Source organism: Krasilnikoviella flava (genome assembly GCF_900167525.1).
Classification (GTDB): Bacteria; Actinomycetota; Actinomycetes; order Actinomycetales; family Cellulomonadaceae; genus Isoptericola; species Isoptericola flavus.
Genome location: NZ_FUZQ01000001.1, coordinates 376,508 through 396,310, shown reverse-complemented (window position 1 = coordinate 396,310; position 19,803 = coordinate 376,508). Strand labels below are relative to the sequence as shown.

Genomic DNA, 19,803 nt, shown 5'->3' with positions numbered 1-19,803 from the left:
GGGCGCCGCCACCCGGGGGCCGCCCGTCTCGACGGACCCTCGGCCCACCCTCGACGAAGAGGAGACGACATGCCGACCCCTGTGGTCCCTGGCAGGCGACCGGCCGCGCGCCGGCTGTCCCGCCGGAGCTTCCTGGCGGTCGCCGGGATCAGCGTGGCCGGGGCGCTCGCGGCCTGCTCCGGCGCCCCGACCGGCACGAAGCACCTGCGGCTGTCCTCGTGGAACATCCCGCTGGACCTGGAGTCCTACCAGGCGCTCGCCGACGAGTTCGTGGCCGCCCACCCCGGCACCAGCGTCGCGGTGGAGGTCACGACCGGGCAGTTCCACCAGTGGTTCATCACGCGCCTGGCGGCGGACCTCGCGCCCGACATCATCCGCATCACCCCGCAGCAGATCGGTCGCTACGCCGCCAACGGCAGCCTCGTGGACCTCACCGGGGCGGTGCCCGCCGACTACCAGGACGACTGGTCGAAGCCGTTCTGGGCCATCGGCGCCAAGGCCGACGGCCTGTTCGGCGTCTTCCAGCACACCGACAACTTCATCACCTACTACGACAAGCGGGTGATCGAGCAGATCGGCGTCGACGTGCCGCAGAGCCTCGACGAGGCATGGCAGTGGGACGAGTTCCTCGAGATCGCGGGCGAGGCGCAGAAGATCACCGGCCGGTACGGCTTCGGCTACGGCTGGAGCGGCCCCGAGACGGCGTACCGGTGGATGCCCGTCGTCTACCAGAACGGCGGCGCTTTCCTCGGCGAGGACGGCGAGACGCCGAGCATGGACACCGACGCCGCCGTCGGGGCCCTGGACTTCGGCCGGCGCTGGTACGCCGACGGGCTCGTCTCGCCGGCGAACATGAGCAAGTCCGGCGGCGGCGCCGTCGGCCGCGACCTCTTCACCACGGGCCAGACCGGGCTGCTCCTGGACAACCCTGAGGCGATCGCGGCCCTCGACGAGGCCCGGCCCGACGAGTGGGGCACCACGTACATGATCCGCAACGGCGGCGAGGCGTCCGACCTGGGCGGCAACGCCCTGGCCGTGACCAGGTCCAGCAAGCACCCCGAGCTGGCGGCGGAGCTCGTCGCGTTCCTCACCAGCCGGACGAACGTCGCCGAGTTCTGCCGCCGCGGCAACTGGCTGCCCGCGCGGTCCTCGCTCGATGCGGCAGACATCGGCTACGAGCGGCACGAGGCCACGATGCAGCAGTTCATCGACCAGGCCGCGACCATCCCGCTGTCCATGGTGCGGGCCCAGTCGGGGCCGTACTTCAGCTCGCTCAACTCGGTCTTCGCGGACTACCTCGACCTGTGCTTCCTCGGCGAGCTCACGCCCGCCGAGTGCGGCGCCCAGATGACGGAGGCGATGCGCAGTGTCACCACACGGTGAGACCCTCACGGCCCCGGAGGCGCCGACGGCCGCCACCCCGGCGGCGGACGTCGCGCGCGCGGCGTCCAGGACGGGCGGGCCCGCGGGCCGCCGTCGTGGCCGCTGGGCGCCCTACCTCTTCGTCGGCCCCGCGGGCCTGCTGTTCCTCGCGTTCTCGCTGGTCCCGATCGTCATCGCCGTCGCACTGTCCTTCCAGGACACCGCGACCCTCGGCGACGGGCAGTGGGTCGGCGCCGACAACTACCGGACCATGCTGTCCGACCCGCTGCTGCGCACCGCCCTGCTCAACACGCTGGTCTTCACCGTCGGCACCGTGCCCACCGCGATGGCGATCGGTCTCGCGCTCGCCGTCGCGCTCAACCGGCCGTTGCCGGGTCGGGGCCTGCTGCGCGCGCTGTTCTTCGTGCCGATGGTCGCGGCCGGCGTCGTGGTCGGCGTGATCATGTCGTGGATCTTCAACCCGGACTACGGCGTCGCGAACAACGCGCTGCGGTCGGTCGGTCTCGAGGGGCTGCCCTGGCTGACGTCGCCGCGGACCGCGATGGTGACGCTGGTGCTCGTCGTCGTGTGGACCCGCATCGGCTTCTGCATGGTGATCTATCTCGGGGCGCTGCAGTCGATCCCGTCCGAGCTGCGCGAGGCCGCCGCGATCGACGGCGCGAGCCGCTGGCAGCGGTTCCGGCGGCTGACCGTGCCGATGCTGGCACCGACGACGTCGATCCTGCTCATCCTCAACGTCGTGTTCTCGCTGCAGGCCTTCGACGTCATCTACGTGATGACCGGCGGCGGCCCCGGCTTCTCCACGACCGTCCTCATCCAGTACGTGTTCCGGTCCGCGTTCGCCGACGCCCGCATGGGTTACGCGGCCGCGCTCGGCCTGCTGCTCGTCCTGATCCTGCTGGTCTTCACGCTGCTGCGGCAGCGGGCGACGAAGAAAGCCGAGGAGCTCCTGTGACCACCACCGTCCTCCCCGCGCGCCCCGTCCCGGTACGGGCGGGCCGCTCGCCCCGCGAGCGCCGGTCGCACCGCCGCCGGTGGCTGCTCACGGCGGGTCTCACCGCCGTCGCGATCCTCGTCGTCTTCCCGCTGTACTGGATGGTCGTCTCGGCCCTCACCCCGGGCGGGCAGTCGCAGAGCAGCGAGTTCTACCTGTGGCCCGACGCGCCGACCACCGGCAACTTCACCGAGGTCTTCGCGACGCAGCCGGTCTGGCACTGGCTGGGCAACTCGTTCCTCGTCGCCACGGTCGGCACGGCGCTGTCCGTGTGCGTCTCGCTCGGCGCCGGCTACGCGCTCGCGAAGTACCGCTTCCGCGGCCGCGGCCTGCTGTACGCCCTGTTCCTCGTGACGATCATGATCCCGATCCAGGTGACGCTCGTCCCGGCGTTCCTCGTTGTCGCGCGCCTGGGACTGGTCGACTCGCCCTGGGCCGTCATCCTGCCGACCCTGTTCGACGTCGTCGGGATCTTCATCGCGCGCCAGTTCATGCTCGGCGTGCCCGACGCGCTCATCGAGGCCGCGCGGCTCGACGGCGCGGGGGAGCTGCGCACCTTCTTCCGGGTGGTGCTGCCGTCCTGCGGGCCGCTGGTCGGGGTGCTCGTGATCCTCGGGTTCATGAACCGCTGGAACGACTTCCTGTGGCCCCTGGTGGTGCTGCAGGGCAACGAGAGCCTCACCGTGCCGGTGGGGCTGTCCACCCTGACGTCCAACCCCGCGTTCAGCTCGCCCTGGGGAGCGGTGATGGCCGTCGCCACGGTGGCCGTCGTGCCGTTGCTCGTGGTGTTCCTCGTCTTCCAGCGCACCTTCGTGCAGGGCATCGCGAGCACGGGGATCAAGTAGCCCGTACGAGTTTCTCCCCGGGTGTCGGTCGGGGGCGCTCCCGTTCGTCGTCCTCATGTACACGGCCACCAGGGCCGTGCAGGATGAGGATCCGACCCGAAGGAGAACGTCGTGCGCTACCTGATGCTGGTGCTGTCCACCCCCGAGGACCCGGAGCTGCGGCCCGGGGACGCCGCGGGCGCGCCGCCCATCGAGGGATGGGTCGAGAAGTACTACGGCAGCGGGACCGCCGTGCTGGGGGACCGGCTCCGGCCGCCCGCCGACGCGGTCGGGGTGCGGGTGCGGGGCGGGCGCACGCTCGTCACCGACGGCCCGTTCTCCGAGACGAAGGAGGCGGTCGGCGGCTTCGACGTCATCGACGCCCCGGACCTCGACACGGCGATCACGATCGCCGGCGAGCACCCCATGGCCCACGCGGGCGCCATCGAGCTGCGGCCGTTCTGGCCGCTGGGCCTCGACGACGCCTCCGACGGGGGGCGGGCGTGATGCGGTACCTGCTGCTGGTGATCGAGCCCGACGTGCCCGACCGCGGGCCGGACGCCGACATCGTCGACTGGGTGCGCCGGCACGACGCCGACGGCTCCCGCGTGCTGGGGGAGCGGCTGCGGCCGGCCGCCGACGTGCGGCGCGTCCGGGTGCGCGACGGAAGCACCCTGGTCACGGACGGGCCGTTCACCGAGTCGAAGGAGGTCATCGGGGGCTTCGACCTGATCGAGGCGCCCGACCTCGACGCCGCGCTCGCGATCGCGGCCGAGCACCCCGGCGCCTGGGGCGGGGGCACGGTGGAGGTGCACCCGTTCTGGCCGACGGACGGGGTCGGGCCGGAGTGACCCCGTCCGCCGCCGTCGAGGACGCGTTCCGCAGCGAGTGGGGGCGCGTCCTCGGCGCGGTCGTGCGCTCCACGGGGGACCTCGACCTGGCCGAGGAGTCCGCGCAGGAGGCGTTCGCGACGGCGCTGCGCACGTGGGGGCGCGACGGCGTCCCCGAGCGGCCGGGCGCGTGGCTCACGACGACGGCGCGCCGGCACGCGCTCGACGTGCTGCGCCGTCGCCGGGTCGAGGCGGACAAGAGCGAGGCCGCGGCACGGCGGGGCGAGCGCGTCGACGGGCCCGGCAGGGCGCCCGACGCGGTGCACGACGAGGTCGAGCGCGGTCTGGACGACGAGGCCTGGACTCCCGACGACCCGGACGGCGACCTGCTGCGCCTGCTGTTCACGTGCTGCCACCCCGCCCTGCCGCTCGACGGGCGCGTGACGCTGACCCTGCGCTCTCTGACCGGCATGACGACGGCGCAGGTGGCGCGGGCCTTCCTCGTCCCGGAGGCGACGATGTCGCAGCGCCTCGTGCGGGCCAAGCGCCGCATCCGGGCCACGGGCATCGCGTTCCGGGTGCCGCCCCCCGCGCAGCGGCCCGAGCGCACGTCGTCGGTGCTCGCCGTGCTCTACGTCCTGTTCACCGAGGGGTACGACGCGTGGGCGGAGCCCGCGGACGACGTCGAGGGGTGCGCCGAGCGCCGGGCGCTCGCGGGCGACGCCGTGCGCCTGGCGCGGCTCGTCGCCCGGCTCCTGCCGGACGAGCCCGAGGCCCGCGGCCTGCTCGCGCTCCTGCTGCTGCAGCACGCGCGCCGCGGTGCGCGGACCGGGTCCGACGGTGTCTCGCGGACCCTCGCGGAGCAGGACCGCGCCCGCTGGCGCCGCGACGAGATCACCGAGGGGCTGTCGGTGCTCGACGGCGCGCTCGCGGTGCGTCGTCCGGGGCCCTATCAGGTGCAGGCGGCGATCGCGGCGCTGCACTGCCGGGCCGCGACGGCGGGGGAGACGGACTGGGCCGAGGTGCTGGCCCTCTACGACGTGCTGTTCGAGATGACGCCCACGCCCGTCGTCGCGCTCAACCGCGCGGTCGCGGTGGCCGAGGTGCACGGGGTCGAGGCCGGGCTGTCCGCCGTCGACGCCGTCGCCCGGGACCCGGCGCTGGCGAGCTACCACCTGCTCCCGGCGCTGCGCGCCGACCTGCTGACCCGCGCGGGGCGGCCCGCCGACGCCGTCGTCGAGCTGCGGCGCGCCCTCGACCAGGTCGACCGCGAGGGCGACCGCCGGCTGCTGCGCTCCCGCCTCGCCGCCCTGGGCGGCGCCTCCGCCCCGGACGCGGGCTGAGGCGGGGCCGGACCCGGTGGTCGAGCCTGTCGAGACCTCGTCCCGGGTCTCGACAGGCGCGACCGGCGGGGTCGTCGATCAGACCGCGGCGGGCTCCGGCTCGGCGGTCGGCTCGGTGACGAGCGGGTAGACGCCGTTCTCGTCGTGCACCTCGCGACCCGTGACCGGCGGGTTGAACACGCACACGCACGTGATGTCGGTGCGCGGGCGCACCTTGTGCTTGTCGTGGTCGTTGAGCAGGTACAGCGAGCCCGGCTTCAGCTGGTGCACCTCGCCGGTGCCGAGGTCCTCGATCTCGCCCTCGCCGGACGTGATGAAGACGGCCTCGATGTGGTTGGCGTACCAGAAGAAGCTCTCGGTGCCGGCGTACAGGGTGGTCTCGTGCACGGAGAAGCCCACGCCCTCCTTCGCCAGGATGATGCGCTTCGAGCGCCAGTTCTCGCTCTTGACGTCGGCGTCGGTGTCGGTGATCTCGTCGAGCGTGCGCACGAGCATGGGTGGTACCTCCGGTGGTTCGGGTGCGGTGGGGTGGACGGGGCGGGGTGTCAGTCCAGGACGGCGGCGACCGACTCGCTGATGATCTTCAGGCCGCGCTGCAGCTCGTCGTACGTGATGGTCAGCGGCGGCAGCAGCTTGACGACCTCCCCGTTGGGGCCCGAGGTCTCCATGAGCAGCCCGCGCGAGAACGCCTCGTCGCAGATGCGGGTGGCGGTCTCGCCGTCCGGCGTCTGCAGGCCGCGCGCGAGGCCGCGGCCCTTGGCCACCAGCACATCGTCGCCGTACCGGGCGACCAGGGAGTTGAAGTGCGCCTCGACCAGCGCGCCCTTGTCGATCGTGGAGCGCTCGAGGGTGTCGTCCGACCAGTAGGTGCGGATCGCCTCCGACGCCGTCGCGAACGCGGGCGCGAAGCCGCGGAACGTGCCGTTGTGCTCGCCCGGCTCCCAGATGTCCAGCTCGGGGCGCACCAGGGTGAGCGCCATCGGCAGGCCGTAGCCGGAGATCGACTTCGAGAGGCAGATGATGTCCGGCACGATGCCGGCCTCCTCGAACGAGAAGAACGCGCCCGTGCGGCCGCAGCCCATCTGGATGTCGTCGAGGATCAGCAGGATGTCGTGCCGCTTGCAGAGGTCGGCCAGCCCGCGCAGCCACTCGGCGCGCGCGGCGTTGATGCCGCCCTCGCCCTGCACCGTCTCGACGATGACGGCGGCCGGCGCGTTGAGGCCCGAGCCGCTGTCGTCGAGCAGGCGCTCGAGGTACACGAAGTCGGGCACGTCGCCGTCGAAGTAGTCGTCGTACGGCATGGGGGTGGCGTGCACCAGGGGGATCCCGGCGCCCCCGCGCTTCATGGAGTTGCCCGTCACGGACAGCGCGCCCAGCGTCATGCCGTGGAAGGCGTTGGTGAAGTTGATGACCGACTCGCGGCCCGTCACCTTGCGCGCGAGCTTCAGCGCCGCCTCCACCGCGTTGGCGCCGCCCGGGCCGGGGAACACGACCTTGTGGTCCAGGCCGCGGGGGCGCAGGATCACCTCGCTGAACGTCTCGAGGAACTCGCGCCGCGCCGAGGTGAACATGTCGAGCGTGTGCACCATGCGGTCGTCCGTCAGGTAGTCCAGCAGCACCTGCTTCAGCAGCGGGTTGTTGTGGCCGTAGTTCAGCGTGCCGGCGCCGGCGAAGAAGTCGAGGTACTCGGTGCCGTCCTCGGCGTGCACCGTCGCCCCGGTGGCCCGGTCGAACACGACGGGCCAGGAGCGCGAGTAGCTGCGAACCTCCGACTCGAGGGCGGTGAAGCCCAGCGGGTCGCCGGCGGCGGACGCCTCGGTGGTGGGGACGGTCGGGGTTGTCACGAAGGACACTCCTTGAGGTGGTGCGCGCCGGTGCGAGTCGTGGTGGGTGGGCTGCGTCGTCACCTGCGCGCCGAACCGGCGCAACCCGTGGTCTGTGCTGGACCTGGTCGTGGACCCCGTCAACGAGGAGGGCGGATGCCCTCGATCACCAGCAGCGGCTCGGCCTCGTGGCCGTCCGGGAAGTGGGCGGCCTCGTAGCCCGAGGTCTCGCGGAGCGTCGCGCCGCGCTCGGCGGCCCAGCGCGCGAACACGCGACGCGACGACGTGTTGTCGGTGGTCACGGTGGTGTGCAACCGGGTCACGGGGGGCCCGCCGTCGTCCGCCGCCGCGTCGACGACGGCGTCCAGCAGCCGCCCCGCGACGCGCCGGCCGCGGGCCCGCGGGTCGACGGCGACCTGCCACACGAACAGCGTGGCGGGGTCGGCAGGCAGCCGGTACGCGGACAGGAAGCCCACGGGCGTGCCCTCGGCGCCGTCCCCCGCGGAGCCGTCGCCCAGGAAGGCGAGGCGGCAGGTCGCGGCGAAGTGGTCCGCCAGCAGCAGGTACGCGTAGGAGGAGTTGAGGTCGAGCGAGCCCGAGTCGCGCGCCAGGCGCCACATCGCGGCACCGTCCGCGGTCGTCGGCGGGCGGACCGTGAGGCCTGCGAGGGGCTGCGCGGTGCGGGGCGACGCCGTGGTGCCCGGGGCGCCGGTCGAGCTGTCGTCGGTCGGGTGGTTGGTCGTTGCGGGGTCCGTCGTGTCCATACCGCCATCGACCATAGACGTATCGCGGGGGAAAGTTCACCTCGACCATGACCATTCCTCGACCAGCAGACCGTGCCGGGAGCGCCGAGGATCGTTGCCAGCGCGCCGAAAGGTCGCGATGACCATCGACGGATCATCGACGGATCTATGGAGCGTCATTCGTCTCGGAGTGTGAGACGAACGGGGGCGGGGACCCTGGAGACGACGATGGGCGTGCCCGTGGGGACGGGCACGCCCATCGGCATGCGTCGGGTCCGGGCGTCGCCCGGGAGAGGTCAGCCGGCGAAGGGCGTGGCCTTGAGGATCTCGACGGGGATCTCGCGACCGTTCGGCGCGGTGTACGCCGCCTTCTCGCCGATGCGGTGCCCGTCGATCGCGGCGCCGAGCGGCGACGTCGGCGAGTACACGTCGAGGTCGGTGGTGCCGGCGATCTCGCGGGAACCGAGCAGGAACGTCATCTCGTCCCCGGCGACCACGGCGGTGACGACCATGCCGGCCTCGACGACGCCGTCGTCCGCGGGCGTGCCGACCTGCACGTGCCTCAGCTTCTCGGCGAGCTCGCGGATGCGGGCCTCGTTCTTCGCCTGCTCCTCACGGGCGGCGTGGTAGCCGCCGTTCTCCTTGAGGTCGCCCTCGTCGCGGGCGGCGGCGATGCGCTCGGCGATCTCGGTGCGGGCGGGGCCAGAGAGGTGCTCCAGCTCGGCCTGCAGCCGGTCGTGAGCCTCCTGGGTGAGCCAGGTGACGGTGCTCTCGGTCACGAGGGCTCTCCTTTCGTGGTGCTCGTTGGCCTGTTTCGGCCGTGCGCGGGCAACCGACGGGCGTCGGCACGCGCGTCGGCTGGGGCAGGACTGCGTGTGAATCCCTCAGGATAGCCCGGCGATGCGTCAGAACCCAGGTCTCTGCCCTGGGCGAACAGGGTGACCGTCGGTGGTGGCGTGCCCGGGACGTCCCCGCAGGGGTCAGGAGGGGTCGGGGACGTCGCAGGACTCGACGACCGCCGTGGTGGCCTCTTCGGACGTGCGGAGCGTGACCGTGTACGTGGAGGTCTGCTTGTCGCTGGGGCCGACCGGTACCTCGAGGGTGCCCACCTGGGCGTAGCTCTGCGCCAGCGCCTCGACCTCGCAGACCGCCGTCGTGCCGGGCGGCATGTGCACCTGGAACGTCACGTCCACCTGCTCGGCGTCGCGCACGTCGAAGCCGACGACGTCCACGGTCACGGGGTCGCGACGGTTCTGCTCCACGGAGAACCAGGCGGCCACGGCGACGGCCGCCGCGAGCACGGCGCCGATCGCCACCTTGGCCCCGGTCCCGAGGCCGCGCCGGCCCTGGTGCGTGCCGTACCGGTCGGCGGGGGGAGTGGGGCTGACGGGCTCGCTCATGGTGCACCATTGTCCCTGAACCCTGCTGCCGACCGTCACCCCGGGAGGGACCTTGTCCTCCGCCTCCTCCGCGCCGCCCGCGGCGCCGTCCGAGCCCCTGCGTCTGATGGCGGTGCACGCGCACCCGGACGACGAGTCCAGCAAGGGGGCCGCGACCACCGCGCGGTACGCCGCCGAAGGTGTCGAGGTCCTCGTCGTGACCTGCACCGGGGGCGAGCGGGGCGACGTGCTCAACCCGAGCTTCGAGGTCCCCGCGGGGCACGAGTTCGAGACGATCGAGGGCCGCCGGGCCGTGCGCCGGCTGGAGATGGCTGCCGCGGCCGAGGCGCTCGGCGTGCGTCAGACCTGGCTCGGTTTCGTCGACTCCGGCCTGCCGGAGGGCGACCCGCTGCCGCCCCTGCCCGAGGGGTCGTTCGGCCTCGTGCCGCCCGCCGAGGCGGCCGCGCCGCTGGTGGAGCTCGTGCGCGAGTTCCGGCCGCACGTCATCACGACCTACGACCCGTCCGGCGGGTACCCGCACCCGGACCACATCAAGTGCCACGAGGTGGCCGTCGAGGCGTACCACGCGGCCGGCGACGGCTCCCGGTACGTCGTCGAGGGCGGCGCCGAGCCCTGGGAGCCGCTCAAGCTCTACTACAACCACGGATTCTCGATGGCGCGCATGCGCGCCGTGCACGAGGCGATGCAGGGCGCCGGGCTGGAGTCGCCGTTCGGCGACTGGATCGAGTCGCGAACGGCTCGCGAGATCCCCGAGCGCGAGGCGACCACCCACGTCGCCGTGGCGGACTTCTTCACCCAGCGGGACTCCGCGCTCGTGGCGCACGCGTCGCAGATCGACCCGGACGGGTTCTTCTTCGCCGTGCCGCGCGACCTCGAGGCCGACGTGTGGCCCACCGAGGAGTACGAGCTCGCGGACTCGCGCGTGCCGACGGCGTTGCCCGAGGACGACCTGTTCGCCGGCGTGCGGGAGGGTGACCGATGAGCATCGTCGGGACGCTGCTGCCCGCGCTCGCCGCGGCGCCCAGCCCGAGTCCCAGCCCGAGCCAGGGCCCGGACGAGCTGCAGGTGACGCCGGGCCTGGCGGGCTTCGTCGCGACCTTCGCCGTGGCGGTCGCGTGCGTGCTGCTGTTCCTGTCGCTCACCCGGCACCTGCGCCGCGCCCAGCACAACGCCGAGGAGCAGGGGATCCCGCTCCAGGAGCCCAAGCACCTGGGCTTCCGGCGCCCGGACGACGACGCCGCCTCGCCCGAGAGCCGGCCCGACGACCGGCCCGACGATGGTGACGGGCCGCAGGGCGGGCCGGACGGCGGGACGAGCGACGAGACGGACGGCCGGGCGGGCCGATGAGCGCCACGGTGCGCGTCACGGTCGGCCAGCTCGCGGTCACGGCCGACCACGACGCGAACCGTGAGGCGGTCGCCGAGGCGTTCCTCGCCGCCGGCCGGGTAGGCGCCGACCTGCTGGTGCTGCCCGAGTACTCCTCCGGCTACGACCCGCACGGCGTCGGCGTCGAGCACGCCGAGCCGCTCGACGGCCCGTTCGTCACGGCCCTGCGCCAGCACGCCGCGCGCTACCGCATCGCGGTGGTGGCCGGCACCACCCTGCCCGCGTACGGCGCGCCCGCGGCGGGCACGGGGCAGCACCCGGCCGTGAGCGGCACGTTCCCCGCGGTCACCGGCTCCTTCCCGGCGGTGACCGGTGCGTTCCCGGCGGTCACGGGGTCGCTGCCGGCGATCACCGGGACGACGCCGACGGTCGGCTCGCAGCCGGAGCCCCCGACGCGCGCCTTCAACACGGTCGTCGCCGTCGACGCCACCGGGTCCCTCGTCGGCGCGTACCGCAAGGTGCACCTCTACGACGCGTTCGGCACCCGGGAGTCCGACCGGCTCGAGCCGGGGCCCGCCAACGTGCCGCCGCTCGTGATCCGGCTGGGCGACCTCACGTTCGGGGTCGTCACCTGCTACGACCTGCGCTTCCCGGAGTCGGCGCGCCGCCTCGTGGACGCCGGCGCGGACGTCATCGTCGTACCGGCGGCGTGGGTGGACGGGCCCCTCAAGGCGGACCACTGGCGCACCCTGCTGCGTGCGCGGGCGATCGAGAACACGGCGGTGGTGATCGGCGTCGGGATGTCCGGCCCCGGCCTGGTGGGCCGATCCCTGCTGGCCGGGCCGGACGGCGTGGTCGGTCTCGAGCTCGACGAGTCCCCGCAGGTGCGCACCGTGGACCTCGACCCGGAGCCGCTGGCGCAGGTGCGCCGGCAGAACCCGTCGCTGGCGAACCGGCGCTACCTCGTGGTGCCGGCGACCTGACTCGGGCCGCGGTCACGAGGCCGGGCGGTCACAGGGCCGCCAGGTAGATCGCCACGGTGTGGCACGTGAAGCCGACCACGGTGAGCACGTGGAAGATCTCGTGGAACCCGAACCAGCGGGGCGACGGGTTCGGGCGCTTGGTGCCGTACACGACGGCGCCGAGGATGTACGCCGCGCCGCCCGCGGCGACGAGCCAGGCGACGGCCGGGCCGCCCGAGGCGGAGAACTGCGGGATGTAGCCGACGGCCACGCAGCCGAGCGCGACGTAGACGGGTACGTACAGCCAGCGCGGTGCGCTCATCCACAGCACCCGGGCCACCAGGCCCAGGATCGCGCCGCTCCACACGACGGCGAGCAGCACGGTGGCGGTGTCGCGGGGCAGCAGCATCACGGCCAGCGGCGTGTACGTGCCCGCGATGATGAGGAAGATGTTCGCGTGGTCCAGGCGTCGCAGCACGGCGGCGGTCCGCGGCGACCAGGTGCCGGTGCCGAGGTGGTAGACGGCGCTGGTGCCGAACAGCATGACGGCGGTGAGGCCGAAGACCGCGCACGCGATCTTGTCGGCCGTCGTGTCGGCCAGCACGACGAGCACGATCGCGGCGGCCAGCGCCAGCGGGGTCGTCACGGCGTGGATCCAGCCGCGCAGGTGGGGCTTGAGGAGAGCGGCCTTCCCGGCGGCGGCCGTCGACGCGGTGTGCACGGCGTCGCCCACGACGACCTTCGCCTCGCGGGCCACCTCCGCGACGTCGGAGACGTCGAGGCGGTCGGCCCGGTGGTCGTTCGGCTGGGCAGCAGCTGCCACGGTGGTCTCCTTGCTCCTCGATCAACCTACGCTTGCGTAGGTTACGTCAGCGTAGGGGACGCGCCGGGGCCGGGTCGAACGCACGCTGTGAAGATCATGCGTGGGGGTTGCGGGACGACCCGGCGGGCACGGGAGCGCTGGTCAGGCGGGTGCGGGGGAGCGGTACCGTTGACCCGCTCTCCGTCCGTCCCTGCCCGCCGGGTGCCCGCGCCGTCGCGCGCCCATGGTGCGGCCCGAACCCCCGAGGTCCCGCGTGCACATGCCCCACCTGCTCTACGGCCTGTACGAGCGGCGCCTCGCCGCCTCGCTGCCGACGGCGCAGACCCCCCGGCACGTCGGCGTCATCCTCGACGGCAACCGGCGCTGGGCCCGGTCGTTCGGGGAGGCGGCGGCCACCGGGCACCGCCGGGGCGCGGACAAGATCACGGAGTTCCTGGGCTGGGCCGAGGAGCTGGGCGTCGAGGTCGTCACCCTGTGGATGCTGTCGACCGACAACCTCGCGCGCCCCGCGGGCGAGCTCACCGACCTGCTCGACATCATCCGCGACGCCGTCCAGGACCTCGCCGAGTCGCGGCGGTGGCGGCTGCGGGTCATGGGTCGCCTCGACCTGCTGCCGGCCGAGCTCGCGGACGCCGTCCGCGCCGCCGCAGACGGCACCGCGGACGTCCAGGGGCTGCAGGTGAACGTCGCGATCGGGTACGGCGGCCGGCACGAGATCGCCGACGCCGTCCGCTCCTACCTCACGCAGGAGGCGGCGCACGGTGCCACGCTCGAGGAGCTGGCCGAGCGGATCGACGTCGACGACATCGCCGCCCACCTGTACACCAAGGGCCAGCCGGACCCTGAGCTCGTGATCCGCACGTCGGGGGAGCTCCGCGTGGGCGGCTTCCTCATGTGGCAGAGCGCGCACTCCGAGCTCTACTTCTGCGAGGCGTACTGGCCCGACTTCCGGCGCGTCGACTTCCTGCGCGCCCTGCGCGACTTCTCCCGCCGGGAGCGGCGGCTCGGGCGCTGATCGCCCGGGTCGTCGGTCGTCCGCGTCATCCCTGGGGATGACGTCGAGATCCATGCCCTGATCCGATGTCCGGCGGCGCGCCACGGGACAGGGTCGTGGCATGACCGCACAGACCGCCCCCTCGGGCGAGCCGACCACGACGCTCGTCGCCCGCCTCCGTTCCCTCCTCCCCGTCGAGCGGTGGCAGGCGCTGGGCTTCCCCGGCCGCTGGGTGGGGGGCACCGCCATGGTGCTCGGCCCGCTCCTGATGCTCGCCGGGGCATTGCTGCGGGCCCGTGTCCATTTCTTCTACCCCGACCAGCTCGCGGCGTTCCAGGAGCGCCCGGTGCTGATGTCCGCCGCGTACGGCCTGTTCGCCGCCGGGAACGTGCTGCTGTGGCCGGCCGTCGTCGCGCTCGCGTCCCGCATCGGCACGCGCCGGCCCGGCTGGGCCCTGTGGGGCGGGGTCCTGGCCGTCTCCGGACTGTTCGCCCGGGCGTTCCACGCCGGGGTGGACCACCTGGCGTTCCAGCTCGTGCGTGCCCAGGGCGCCGATGCCGCCACCGCCGCCGTCTCGGCCGGGTACGGCGCCTTCCACGTGTTCTCCGCCCTGAACCTCGCGGTGCTCGCCGGGTGGGTCGTCCTCGCGGTCGGGGCGTGGCGCGCCGGGGTGCTCGGCGCCTGGCGCGCGGTCGCGCTCGGGCTGGCGGCGATGCTGCCCCTGGGCGTCCTCAAGGGCACGACGCCGCTGTCGCTGCTGGCCCTGGCCGGCCTCGGTGTCGCGCTCGTCCCGCTGGGGGTCTCCCTCCTGCGCGCCCGCCCTCGCCCCGGGCGCGCGACGGCGCTGCGGTGGGTGACCACGACGTCGCTGGTCGTCGTGGTGCTCACGCTGCTCGGTCAGGCCGGCTGAGTGGACACGCTCGGCTACGGTCGGGCCATGAGGCCCGAGGCGGGGAGCCGCCCGCTGCTGCTGGTCGACGCCGCGGTCGCGCTCGCCCTGACCGCGGTCTACGTCGTCTTCGTCCGGCTGGGGTCGGACGACGGCCAGGCCAGCTACGCCGGGCCGCTCTGGCTGGGCTACCTGGTCGCCGCCGCGGCGGGCCTGCCGGTCGCGGCACGCCGCCTCCGGCCGGTCCCCGTCCTCGCGACGGTCGTCGCTGCCCTGGTGGTCGCGACGATGCTGGACATGGTCCGCGAGCCCTACGCCGCGGCAGGCCTGGCCGCCTATCTCGTCGCGCTCGCCGAGCCGACGCGGCGCTCGACGGCGGCCCTCGCGGTCGTCCTCCCGGTGGCGGGGGTCGCCGTCTACGTCGGCGGGGCGGTCGTCACCCCGACGGAGGGCCCGCAGGGGGCACTGGGCCTGGTCGCGCTCGTGGTGCTGGTGGTCGGCGGCGCCTGGACGGCCGGCTCCGTGGTGCGCGGCAGGCGCGCCGACGCCGAGCGGCGACGGCGGTACGAGTCCGAGCGGGCGCTCGAGGAGGAACGGCTCCGGATCGCCCGCGAGATGCACGACATCGTCTCCCACCACCTCAGCCTCATCGCAGTCCGGGCAGGCGTGGCCGGCCACGTCGCGGAGGCGGCGCCGGGGGAGACGCGCGCGGCCCTGCACGACATCGAGGAGACCAGCAGGAGCGCGCTCGACGAGATGCGCCGCACGCTCGGGGTGCTACGCAGCGACGGGGCGCCGCGAGGCCCTGCCCCCGGCCTCGGCGGCCTGGACGCGCTGGCGGCCGACGCACGGCGCGCAGGGGTCGACGTGGTCCTCACGGTCGACGGCACGGCCCGTCTCCCCGAGGGGGTGCAGGCCACCGTCCACCGGATCGTCCAGGAGGCGCTGACCAACGTGGTGCGGCACGCCGCGCCGACCCGCTGCACGGTCACGGTCGCCGGTCCCGACGGGTCCGACGAGACCGGTGACGGGAGGACGGGCGAGGTCCGCGTCGACGTCGTGGACGAGGGGCCGCCCCGCGGACGCCGGCACGGGCACCGGACGCTGCCGGGCGGTCACGGGCTGCTCGGGGTGCGGGAGCGGGTCGGGCTCCACGGCGGGACGTTCGCGGCCGGGCCTGGCCCCCGCGGGGGGTTCGCGCTGTCCGCCCGGCTCCCGGTCGGCGACGGGCGTCCCGCATGACCGGCGACGCTCCGGTCCGGGTGCTGGTGGCGGACGACCAGGCCATGGTGCGCGGAAGCTTTCGCCTCCTGGTCTCGCACGCGCCGGGGATGACCGCCGTCGGCGAGGCCGCGACGGGTGCGGAGGCCGTCGAGCTCGCCCGGCGCGAGCTGCCCGACGTCGTCCTGATGGACGTGCGGATGCCGGTGCTCGACGGGATCGAGGCGACCCGCCGGATCAGCGCGGACCCCGCGCTCGCCGGCGTCCGTGTCCTCATGCTCACGACCTTCGACCTGGACGAGTACGTCTACGCCGCCCTGCGCGCCGGTGCGGCCGGGTTCCTCCTGAAGGACTCGCCGCCCACCGACGTCCTGGCCGCCGTGGGGGTGGTGGCCGCCGGCCAGGCGCTCCTCGCACCGTCGGTCACCCGCCGGCTCATCGCCGAGTTCGCCCGTCGCGCCGAGCCGGGCCGGCCTCCCGCCCGATCCCTGGAGGGGGTCACGGACCGTGAGCTGGAGGTGCTGGGCCTGGTCGCGCGCGGGCTGTCGAACACGGAGATCGCGGAGCACCTCCGGGTGAGCCTCGCCACGGTGAAGACCCACATCGGCCACCTGCTCGCCAAGCTGCACGCCCGCGACCGGGCGCAGCTCGTCATCGTCGCCTACGAGACCGGTCTCGTCGGCGACGGGAGACGCACGTGAGGGTGCCGCGCACGACCCGCCGCGACATCGAGCGCGCGTCCGTCGGAGGCCTGCGGCACACTGCCACGGTGACCCCGCCCGAGCCGACGACGACGTCCCCACCCCCGCCCGAGCCCCGGCCCACCGCGGACGTCCGCCTCGCCGCCGAGGCGTGGGAGTCCCTGTTCCGCGCGCAGGTCACGCTGATGCGCCGGTTCCAGGCCGACGACATCTGGCACGACCTCACGATGCGCGAGTACGACGTGCTGTTCACCCTGTCGCGCGCGCCGCAGGGCGAGCTGCGGCTGCGGGACCTCAACGAGGGGATGCTCATCGCGCAGTCGTCGCTGTCACGGATGGTCGAGCGTCTCGAGGCGCGCGGCCTCGTGGCGCGGTCCGTGCCCGCGGACGACGCCCGCGGCACCCTGGTGCGGCTCACCCCCGAGGGAGCGCGGCGGCAGCGCGAGACCGGTCTCGCCCACGTGCGCACGATCGCGGAGTACGTGGCCCCGGGGCTTGCCGCGGACGAGCTGGAACAGCTGCGCGACCTGCTGGACCGGCTGCGGCTGGCCCAGGCGGAGATCCCGGACCGGCCGTCGAGCTGACCCACGGACCGGGTCGCCGGGCCGAGATGACAAGGCGTGCCATCAACGTCACGTCGCAGCACGGGCCTTCTCGGCGGGCCGGGCCGCGCCCTGGTGCGAGGATGGCAGTCATGTCGCTGACCCCCCAGTCGGCCGATGCCGGCCCCTACGACGCCCTGCTCCTGTACTCCTTCGGTGGTCCCAACAAGCCGGAGGACGTGGTCCCGTTCCTCCGCAACGTGACCGCAGGCAAGGGGATCCCCGACGAGCGGCTCGAGGAGGTCGGCGAGCACTACTACGGCTTCGGCGGCAAGAGCCCGATCAACGAGCAGAACCTCGCGCTGAAGGCGGCGCTCGAGGCCGAGCTCGCCGACCGCGGGATCGACCTGCCCGTCGTGTGGGGCAACCGCAACTGGGAGCCCTACACCACCGACGCGATCGACGAGCTCGAGCGGGTGGGGGCGCAGCGCGCCGTCGCGCTCGTGACGTCCGCGTACTCGTCCTACTCCGGCTGCCGCCAGTACCGCGAGGACCTCGCGGTGACGCTGGAGAGGCGCGGCCAGCTCGGCTCCGACGGCTCCACCGGCGTGCAGTTCGACAAGATCCGCTCCTACTTCAATCACCCCGGCTTCGTCGCGGCCAACGCCGAGGCCGTGCTCGAGGGGTACGAGGCACTCGAGGCGAAGGGCGGCGACCCGGCCGCGGCCAAGCTCGTCTTCGTCACGCACTCCATCCCCAACACGATGGAGGAGGCGTCCCGGGTCTCGCACGCCACCTACTCCGCGCAGCACCTCGATGTGGCCGCGGTCATCGCCGCGGTCGTGTCCGAGGTGCGCGGGCACGCCGTCGAGTGGGAGCTCGCGTACTGCTCGCGCTCCGGCCCGCCCTCGCAGCCGTGGCTCGAGCCCGACGTCAACGACCTGCTCACCGAGCGGGCCGGCGAGGGGCTCAAGGACGTCGTCCTGTCCCCGATCGGCTTCGTCTCCGACCACATGGAGGTGGCCTACGACCTCGACACCGAGGCGATGGCCACCGCCACCGAGCTGGGCATGACCGCCGTGCGAGCGGGCACCGTCGGCACCCGGCCGGTGTTCGTGTCCGGCCTGGTGGACCTGCTCCTCGAGCGCGCGGCGATCGCTCGCGGCGAGGAGGTCGCGGAGGAGACGGTCGGCAACCTCCCCGCGTTCCGGTCCGTGTGCGCGCCCGGCTGCTGCCTGCGGCGCGACGGCGAGCCCAGCGGCGTCCCCGCCCTCTGCAGCGTCGACCTGCACTCCTGACCCGCACTCCCCGACCTGCACCTGACCCGCACCGAGAGGACGTCATGACCGACAGCCACATCCACGGCGACACCGGCGAGAGCGTCGACGCCGCCGCGATCAACGGCTCCATCCGGTACGCGATGATCGCGGTCTTCTCCCTCGCGGAGCCCCTGCCGGCCGGCGACGCCGAGCGCGCCGAGGTCGCCGCCGAGGCGGAGGCCGCGCTGTGGGACGGCCAGCCCGACGACGCCCGTGACGCCGCCCGCGCCGAGGGCGACGTCGTCGTGCGCGGCGTGTACGACGTCGCAGGGCTTCGCGCCGACGCCGACCTCATGGTGTGGGTGCACGGCTCGTCCGTCGAGGCGGTGCAGGGTGCCTATCAGCGGCTGCGCGCCTCCCGGCTCGGGTCGGCCCTCGCGCCGGAGTGGTCGGTCGTGGCTCTGCACCGCGCCGCCGAGTTCAACAAGGGCCACGTGCCCGCGTTCCTCGCCGGCGAGCGTCCGCGTGACTACCTGTCGGTGTACCCGTTCGTGCGCTCCTACGACTGGTACCTGCTGCCGGACGCCGAGCGCCGCACCATGCTGCGCGACCACGGCATGGCCGCGGCCGGCTACAAGGACGTGCGCGCCAACACCATGAGCACGTTCGCGCTGAGCGACTACGAGTGGCTGCTGGCGTTCGAGGCCGACGAGCTGCACAGGATCGTGGACCTCATGCGTGACCTGCGGGCCACCGAGGCCCGCCGCCACGTGCGCGACGAGGTGCCGTTCTTCACCGGCCCGCGTGTCACCCTCGCCGACTGGGCGGAGAAGCAGCCCCGCGCCTGAACTACCTCGCCCTCAGGGTGGCGACGACGACCGTGCCGCCGGTGGCGTCGTCGTCGTCCGGGTCCTCGTCCGTGACGACGGCCGCGCGCAGGCCGTGGGCGGTGACCAGCGCCGTCGCACCGGGCACCTGGTCCGTGCCCACCTCGAACAGCAGCGACCCGCCGGGCGCGAGCCAGCCCGGGGCGGCGGCCACGACGCGGCGCAGGACGTCGAGGCCGTCGGTGCCGCCGTCCAGCGCGACCGTCGGCTCGTGGTCGCGCGCCTCTGGCGGCATGGTCGCGATGGCGGCGGTCGGCACGTAGGGCGCGTTGCACAGCAGCAGGTCGACGCGGCCCCGCAGGATGGCGGGGACGGCGCCCAGCAGGTCGCCCTCGTGCACGGCGGCGCCGAGCGGCTCCAGGTTGCGGCGCGTGTGCACCACGGCGGCCGGCTCGACGTCGCTCGCGTGCAGCACGGGCCGTGCCCCGGCGGCCCGCAGGCCGAGCAGCACGGACCCGCCGACCGCGCCGCACCCGCAGCACAGGTCGAGCACCGTGGCCGGCGCGGGCAGCGCCAGCGCGGCCGAGACCATCAGCTCGGTGCGGCGCCGCGGCACGAACACCCCGGGCCCGACCGACCAGCGCCTGCCGGCGAACGCGACCCAGCCCAGCACGTGCTCCAGCGGCTCGCCCGCGACGCGTCTGGCGACGAGCTCCTCGAGGCGCGCGACATCGACGACGTCGGCAGTTCGCGCTCGGGGCAGCAGTTCGAGCTGCCGCCCCGAGCGCGAGCTGCCGCCCCGAGGGGCCGGTACCTGGCTCGTGACGGCGTCGAGCAGCAGCGCCGCCTCGTCCTCGGCGAACACGCAGCCCGCGGCCCGCAACCGCGCGACCAGGAGCTCCCGGTCGCCGGCCGCGGA

Annotated in this window: 23 protein-coding genes; 16 read left to right on the top strand and 7 right to left on the bottom strand. The window is 73.9% G+C overall.

The genetic code is table 11. The features are described from left to right. Positions 1 to 69 precede the first annotated feature (69 nt). The 6 genes from B5Y66_RS01565 (at position 70) to B5Y66_RS01540 (ending at position 5,374) form a co-directional block, all read left to right on the top strand. Positions 70 to 1,383 (top strand): ABC transporter substrate-binding protein, encoded by a 1,314-nt coding sequence (locus tag B5Y66_RS01565; RefSeq protein WP_079570065.1) that lies wholly within the window; start codon positions 70 to 72, stop codon positions 1,381 to 1,383. Next, entirely contained in the window at positions 1,367 to 2,338 is a 972-nt protein-coding gene (locus B5Y66_RS01560; RefSeq protein WP_245806856.1) for a carbohydrate ABC transporter permease, read from the top strand. The genes B5Y66_RS01565 and B5Y66_RS01560 overlap by 17 nt, the downstream gene beginning before the upstream one ends. Continuing rightward, complete coding sequence (locus B5Y66_RS01555) at positions 2,335 to 3,222, top strand: carbohydrate ABC transporter permease (protein ID WP_245806855.1); 888 nt, start codon at positions 2,335 to 2,337, stop codon at positions 3,220 to 3,222. Before B5Y66_RS01560 ends, B5Y66_RS01555 begins: the two co-directional genes overlap by 4 nt. A gap of 111 nt (positions 3,223 to 3,333) precedes the next feature. Further along, positions 3,334 to 3,708 carry a YciI family protein gene (locus B5Y66_RS01550; protein ID WP_245806854.1) on the top strand — a complete coding sequence of 125 codons (375 nt, stop codon included), beginning with the start codon at positions 3,334 to 3,336 and terminating at the stop codon, positions 3,706 to 3,708. Continuing rightward, positions 3,708 to 4,052, top strand: a complete 345-nt coding sequence (locus B5Y66_RS01545) for a YciI family protein (RefSeq protein WP_079570062.1) — start codon at positions 3,708 to 3,710, stop codon at positions 4,050 to 4,052. The genes B5Y66_RS01550 and B5Y66_RS01545 overlap by 1 nt, the downstream gene beginning before the upstream one ends. Further along, a complete protein-coding gene (locus tag B5Y66_RS01540; RefSeq protein WP_079570059.1) occupies positions 4,049 to 5,374 on the top strand; it encodes an RNA polymerase sigma factor in 1,326 nt (441 codons plus the stop codon). Before B5Y66_RS01545 ends, B5Y66_RS01540 begins: the two co-directional genes overlap by 4 nt. Before the next feature lie 78 nt (positions 5,375 to 5,452). Here B5Y66_RS01540 and B5Y66_RS01535 read toward each other — a convergent pair whose 3' ends face one another. The 5 genes from B5Y66_RS01535 to B5Y66_RS01515 all read right to left on the bottom strand — a co-directional run bounded on the left by B5Y66_RS01535 (position 5,453) and on the right by B5Y66_RS01515 (position 9,340). Beyond that, positions 5,453 to 5,869, bottom strand: coding sequence for an ectoine synthase (locus B5Y66_RS01535; protein WP_079570057.1), 417 nt, complete (start codon positions 5,867 to 5,869; stop codon positions 5,453 to 5,455). A 50-nt stretch (positions 5,870 to 5,919) separates the two neighbouring features. Beyond that, the gene (gene ectB / locus B5Y66_RS22650) at positions 5,920 to 7,218 is read right to left on the bottom strand and encodes a diaminobutyrate--2-oxoglutarate transaminase (RefSeq protein ID WP_217700702.1); all 1,299 of its coding nucleotides are present in this window, start codon (positions 7,216 to 7,218) and stop codon (positions 5,920 to 5,922) included. 119 nt (positions 7,219 to 7,337) lie between these two features. Beyond that, positions 7,338 to 7,961, bottom strand: a complete 624-nt coding sequence (ectA, locus tag B5Y66_RS22645) for a diaminobutyrate acetyltransferase (RefSeq protein ID WP_079570054.1) — start codon at positions 7,959 to 7,961, stop codon at positions 7,338 to 7,340. A gap of 275 nt (positions 7,962 to 8,236) precedes the next feature. Beyond that, on the bottom strand, positions 8,237 to 8,719 hold the full coding sequence (gene greA / locus B5Y66_RS01520; RefSeq protein WP_079570050.1) for a transcription elongation factor GreA: 483 nt from the start codon (positions 8,717 to 8,719) through the stop codon (positions 8,237 to 8,239). Between the two features lie 201 nt (positions 8,720 to 8,920). Beyond that, positions 8,921 to 9,340: a DUF4307 domain-containing protein gene (locus B5Y66_RS01515; protein ID WP_079570047.1), complete on the bottom strand. Its 420-nt coding sequence runs from the start codon at positions 9,338 to 9,340 to the stop codon at positions 8,921 to 8,923. A gap of 106 nt (positions 9,341 to 9,446) precedes the next feature. On the opposite strand from B5Y66_RS01515, the gene mca reads away from it, so the two are divergent. From mca to B5Y66_RS01500, 3 genes are read left to right on the top strand one after another with little or no spacing between them, the layout of a single operon-like run. Further along, positions 9,447 to 10,322, top strand: a complete 876-nt coding sequence (gene mca, locus B5Y66_RS01510; RefSeq protein ID WP_079570044.1) for a mycothiol conjugate amidase Mca — start codon at positions 9,447 to 9,449, stop codon at positions 10,320 to 10,322. Then, positions 10,319 to 10,687, top strand: coding sequence for a hypothetical protein (locus B5Y66_RS01505; protein WP_079570042.1), 369 nt, complete (start codon positions 10,319 to 10,321; stop codon positions 10,685 to 10,687). Before mca ends, B5Y66_RS01505 begins: the two co-directional genes overlap by 4 nt. Continuing rightward, a complete protein-coding gene (locus B5Y66_RS01500; protein WP_079570039.1) occupies positions 10,684 to 11,649 on the top strand; it encodes a carbon-nitrogen hydrolase family protein in 966 nt (321 codons plus the stop codon). Before B5Y66_RS01505 ends, B5Y66_RS01500 begins: the two co-directional genes overlap by 4 nt. Positions 11,650 to 11,677: 28 nt before the next feature. Here B5Y66_RS01500 and trhA read toward each other — a convergent pair whose 3' ends face one another. Next, entirely contained in the window at positions 11,678 to 12,361 is a 684-nt protein-coding gene (gene trhA, locus B5Y66_RS01495) for a PAQR family membrane homeostasis protein TrhA (RefSeq protein ID WP_245806929.1), read from the bottom strand. A 349-nt stretch (positions 12,362 to 12,710) separates the two neighbouring features. Here trhA and B5Y66_RS01490 point away from each other — a divergent pair, with 349 nt between their 5' ends. The 7 genes from B5Y66_RS01490 to hemQ all read left to right on the top strand — a co-directional run bounded on the left by B5Y66_RS01490 (position 12,711) and on the right by hemQ (position 18,905). Continuing rightward, positions 12,711 to 13,466 carry an isoprenyl transferase gene (locus tag B5Y66_RS01490; RefSeq protein WP_176168780.1) on the top strand — a complete coding sequence of 252 codons (756 nt, stop codon included), beginning with the start codon at positions 12,711 to 12,713 and terminating at the stop codon, positions 13,464 to 13,466. 100 nt (positions 13,467 to 13,566) lie between these two features. Then, positions 13,567 to 14,355 (top strand): hypothetical protein, encoded by a 789-nt coding sequence (locus B5Y66_RS01485; protein WP_079570034.1) that lies wholly within the window; start codon positions 13,567 to 13,569, stop codon positions 14,353 to 14,355. Positions 14,356 to 14,382: 27 nt separating this feature from the next. Then, entirely contained in the window at positions 14,383 to 15,576 is a 1,194-nt protein-coding gene (locus B5Y66_RS01480) for a sensor histidine kinase (protein ID WP_079571627.1), read from the top strand. Beyond that, positions 15,573 to 16,256 (top strand): response regulator, encoded by a 684-nt coding sequence (locus tag B5Y66_RS01475; protein WP_079570029.1) that lies wholly within the window; start codon positions 15,573 to 15,575, stop codon positions 16,254 to 16,256. The genes B5Y66_RS01480 and B5Y66_RS01475 overlap by 4 nt, the downstream gene beginning before the upstream one ends. 68 nt (positions 16,257 to 16,324) lie before the next feature. After that, complete coding sequence (locus B5Y66_RS01470; RefSeq protein ID WP_245806853.1) at positions 16,325 to 16,840, top strand: MarR family winged helix-turn-helix transcriptional regulator; 516 nt, start codon at positions 16,325 to 16,327, stop codon at positions 16,838 to 16,840. A 110-nt stretch (positions 16,841 to 16,950) separates the two neighbouring features. Further along, positions 16,951 to 18,096, top strand: a complete 1,146-nt coding sequence (locus B5Y66_RS01465) for a ferrochelatase (protein ID WP_079570027.1) — start codon at positions 16,951 to 16,953, stop codon at positions 18,094 to 18,096. 44 nt (positions 18,097 to 18,140) lie between these two features. Next, positions 18,141 to 18,905, top strand: coding sequence for a hydrogen peroxide-dependent heme synthase (gene hemQ / locus B5Y66_RS01460; RefSeq protein ID WP_079570024.1), 765 nt, complete (start codon positions 18,141 to 18,143; stop codon positions 18,903 to 18,905). Between the two features lies 1 nt (position 18,906). On the opposite strand, the gene B5Y66_RS22110 is transcribed toward hemQ, so the two are convergent. Further along, on the bottom strand, positions 18,907 to 19,749 hold the full coding sequence (locus tag B5Y66_RS22110; protein WP_245806852.1) for a putative protein N(5)-glutamine methyltransferase: 843 nt from the start codon (positions 19,747 to 19,749) through the stop codon (positions 18,907 to 18,909). Positions 19,750 to 19,803 lie beyond the last annotated feature (54 nt).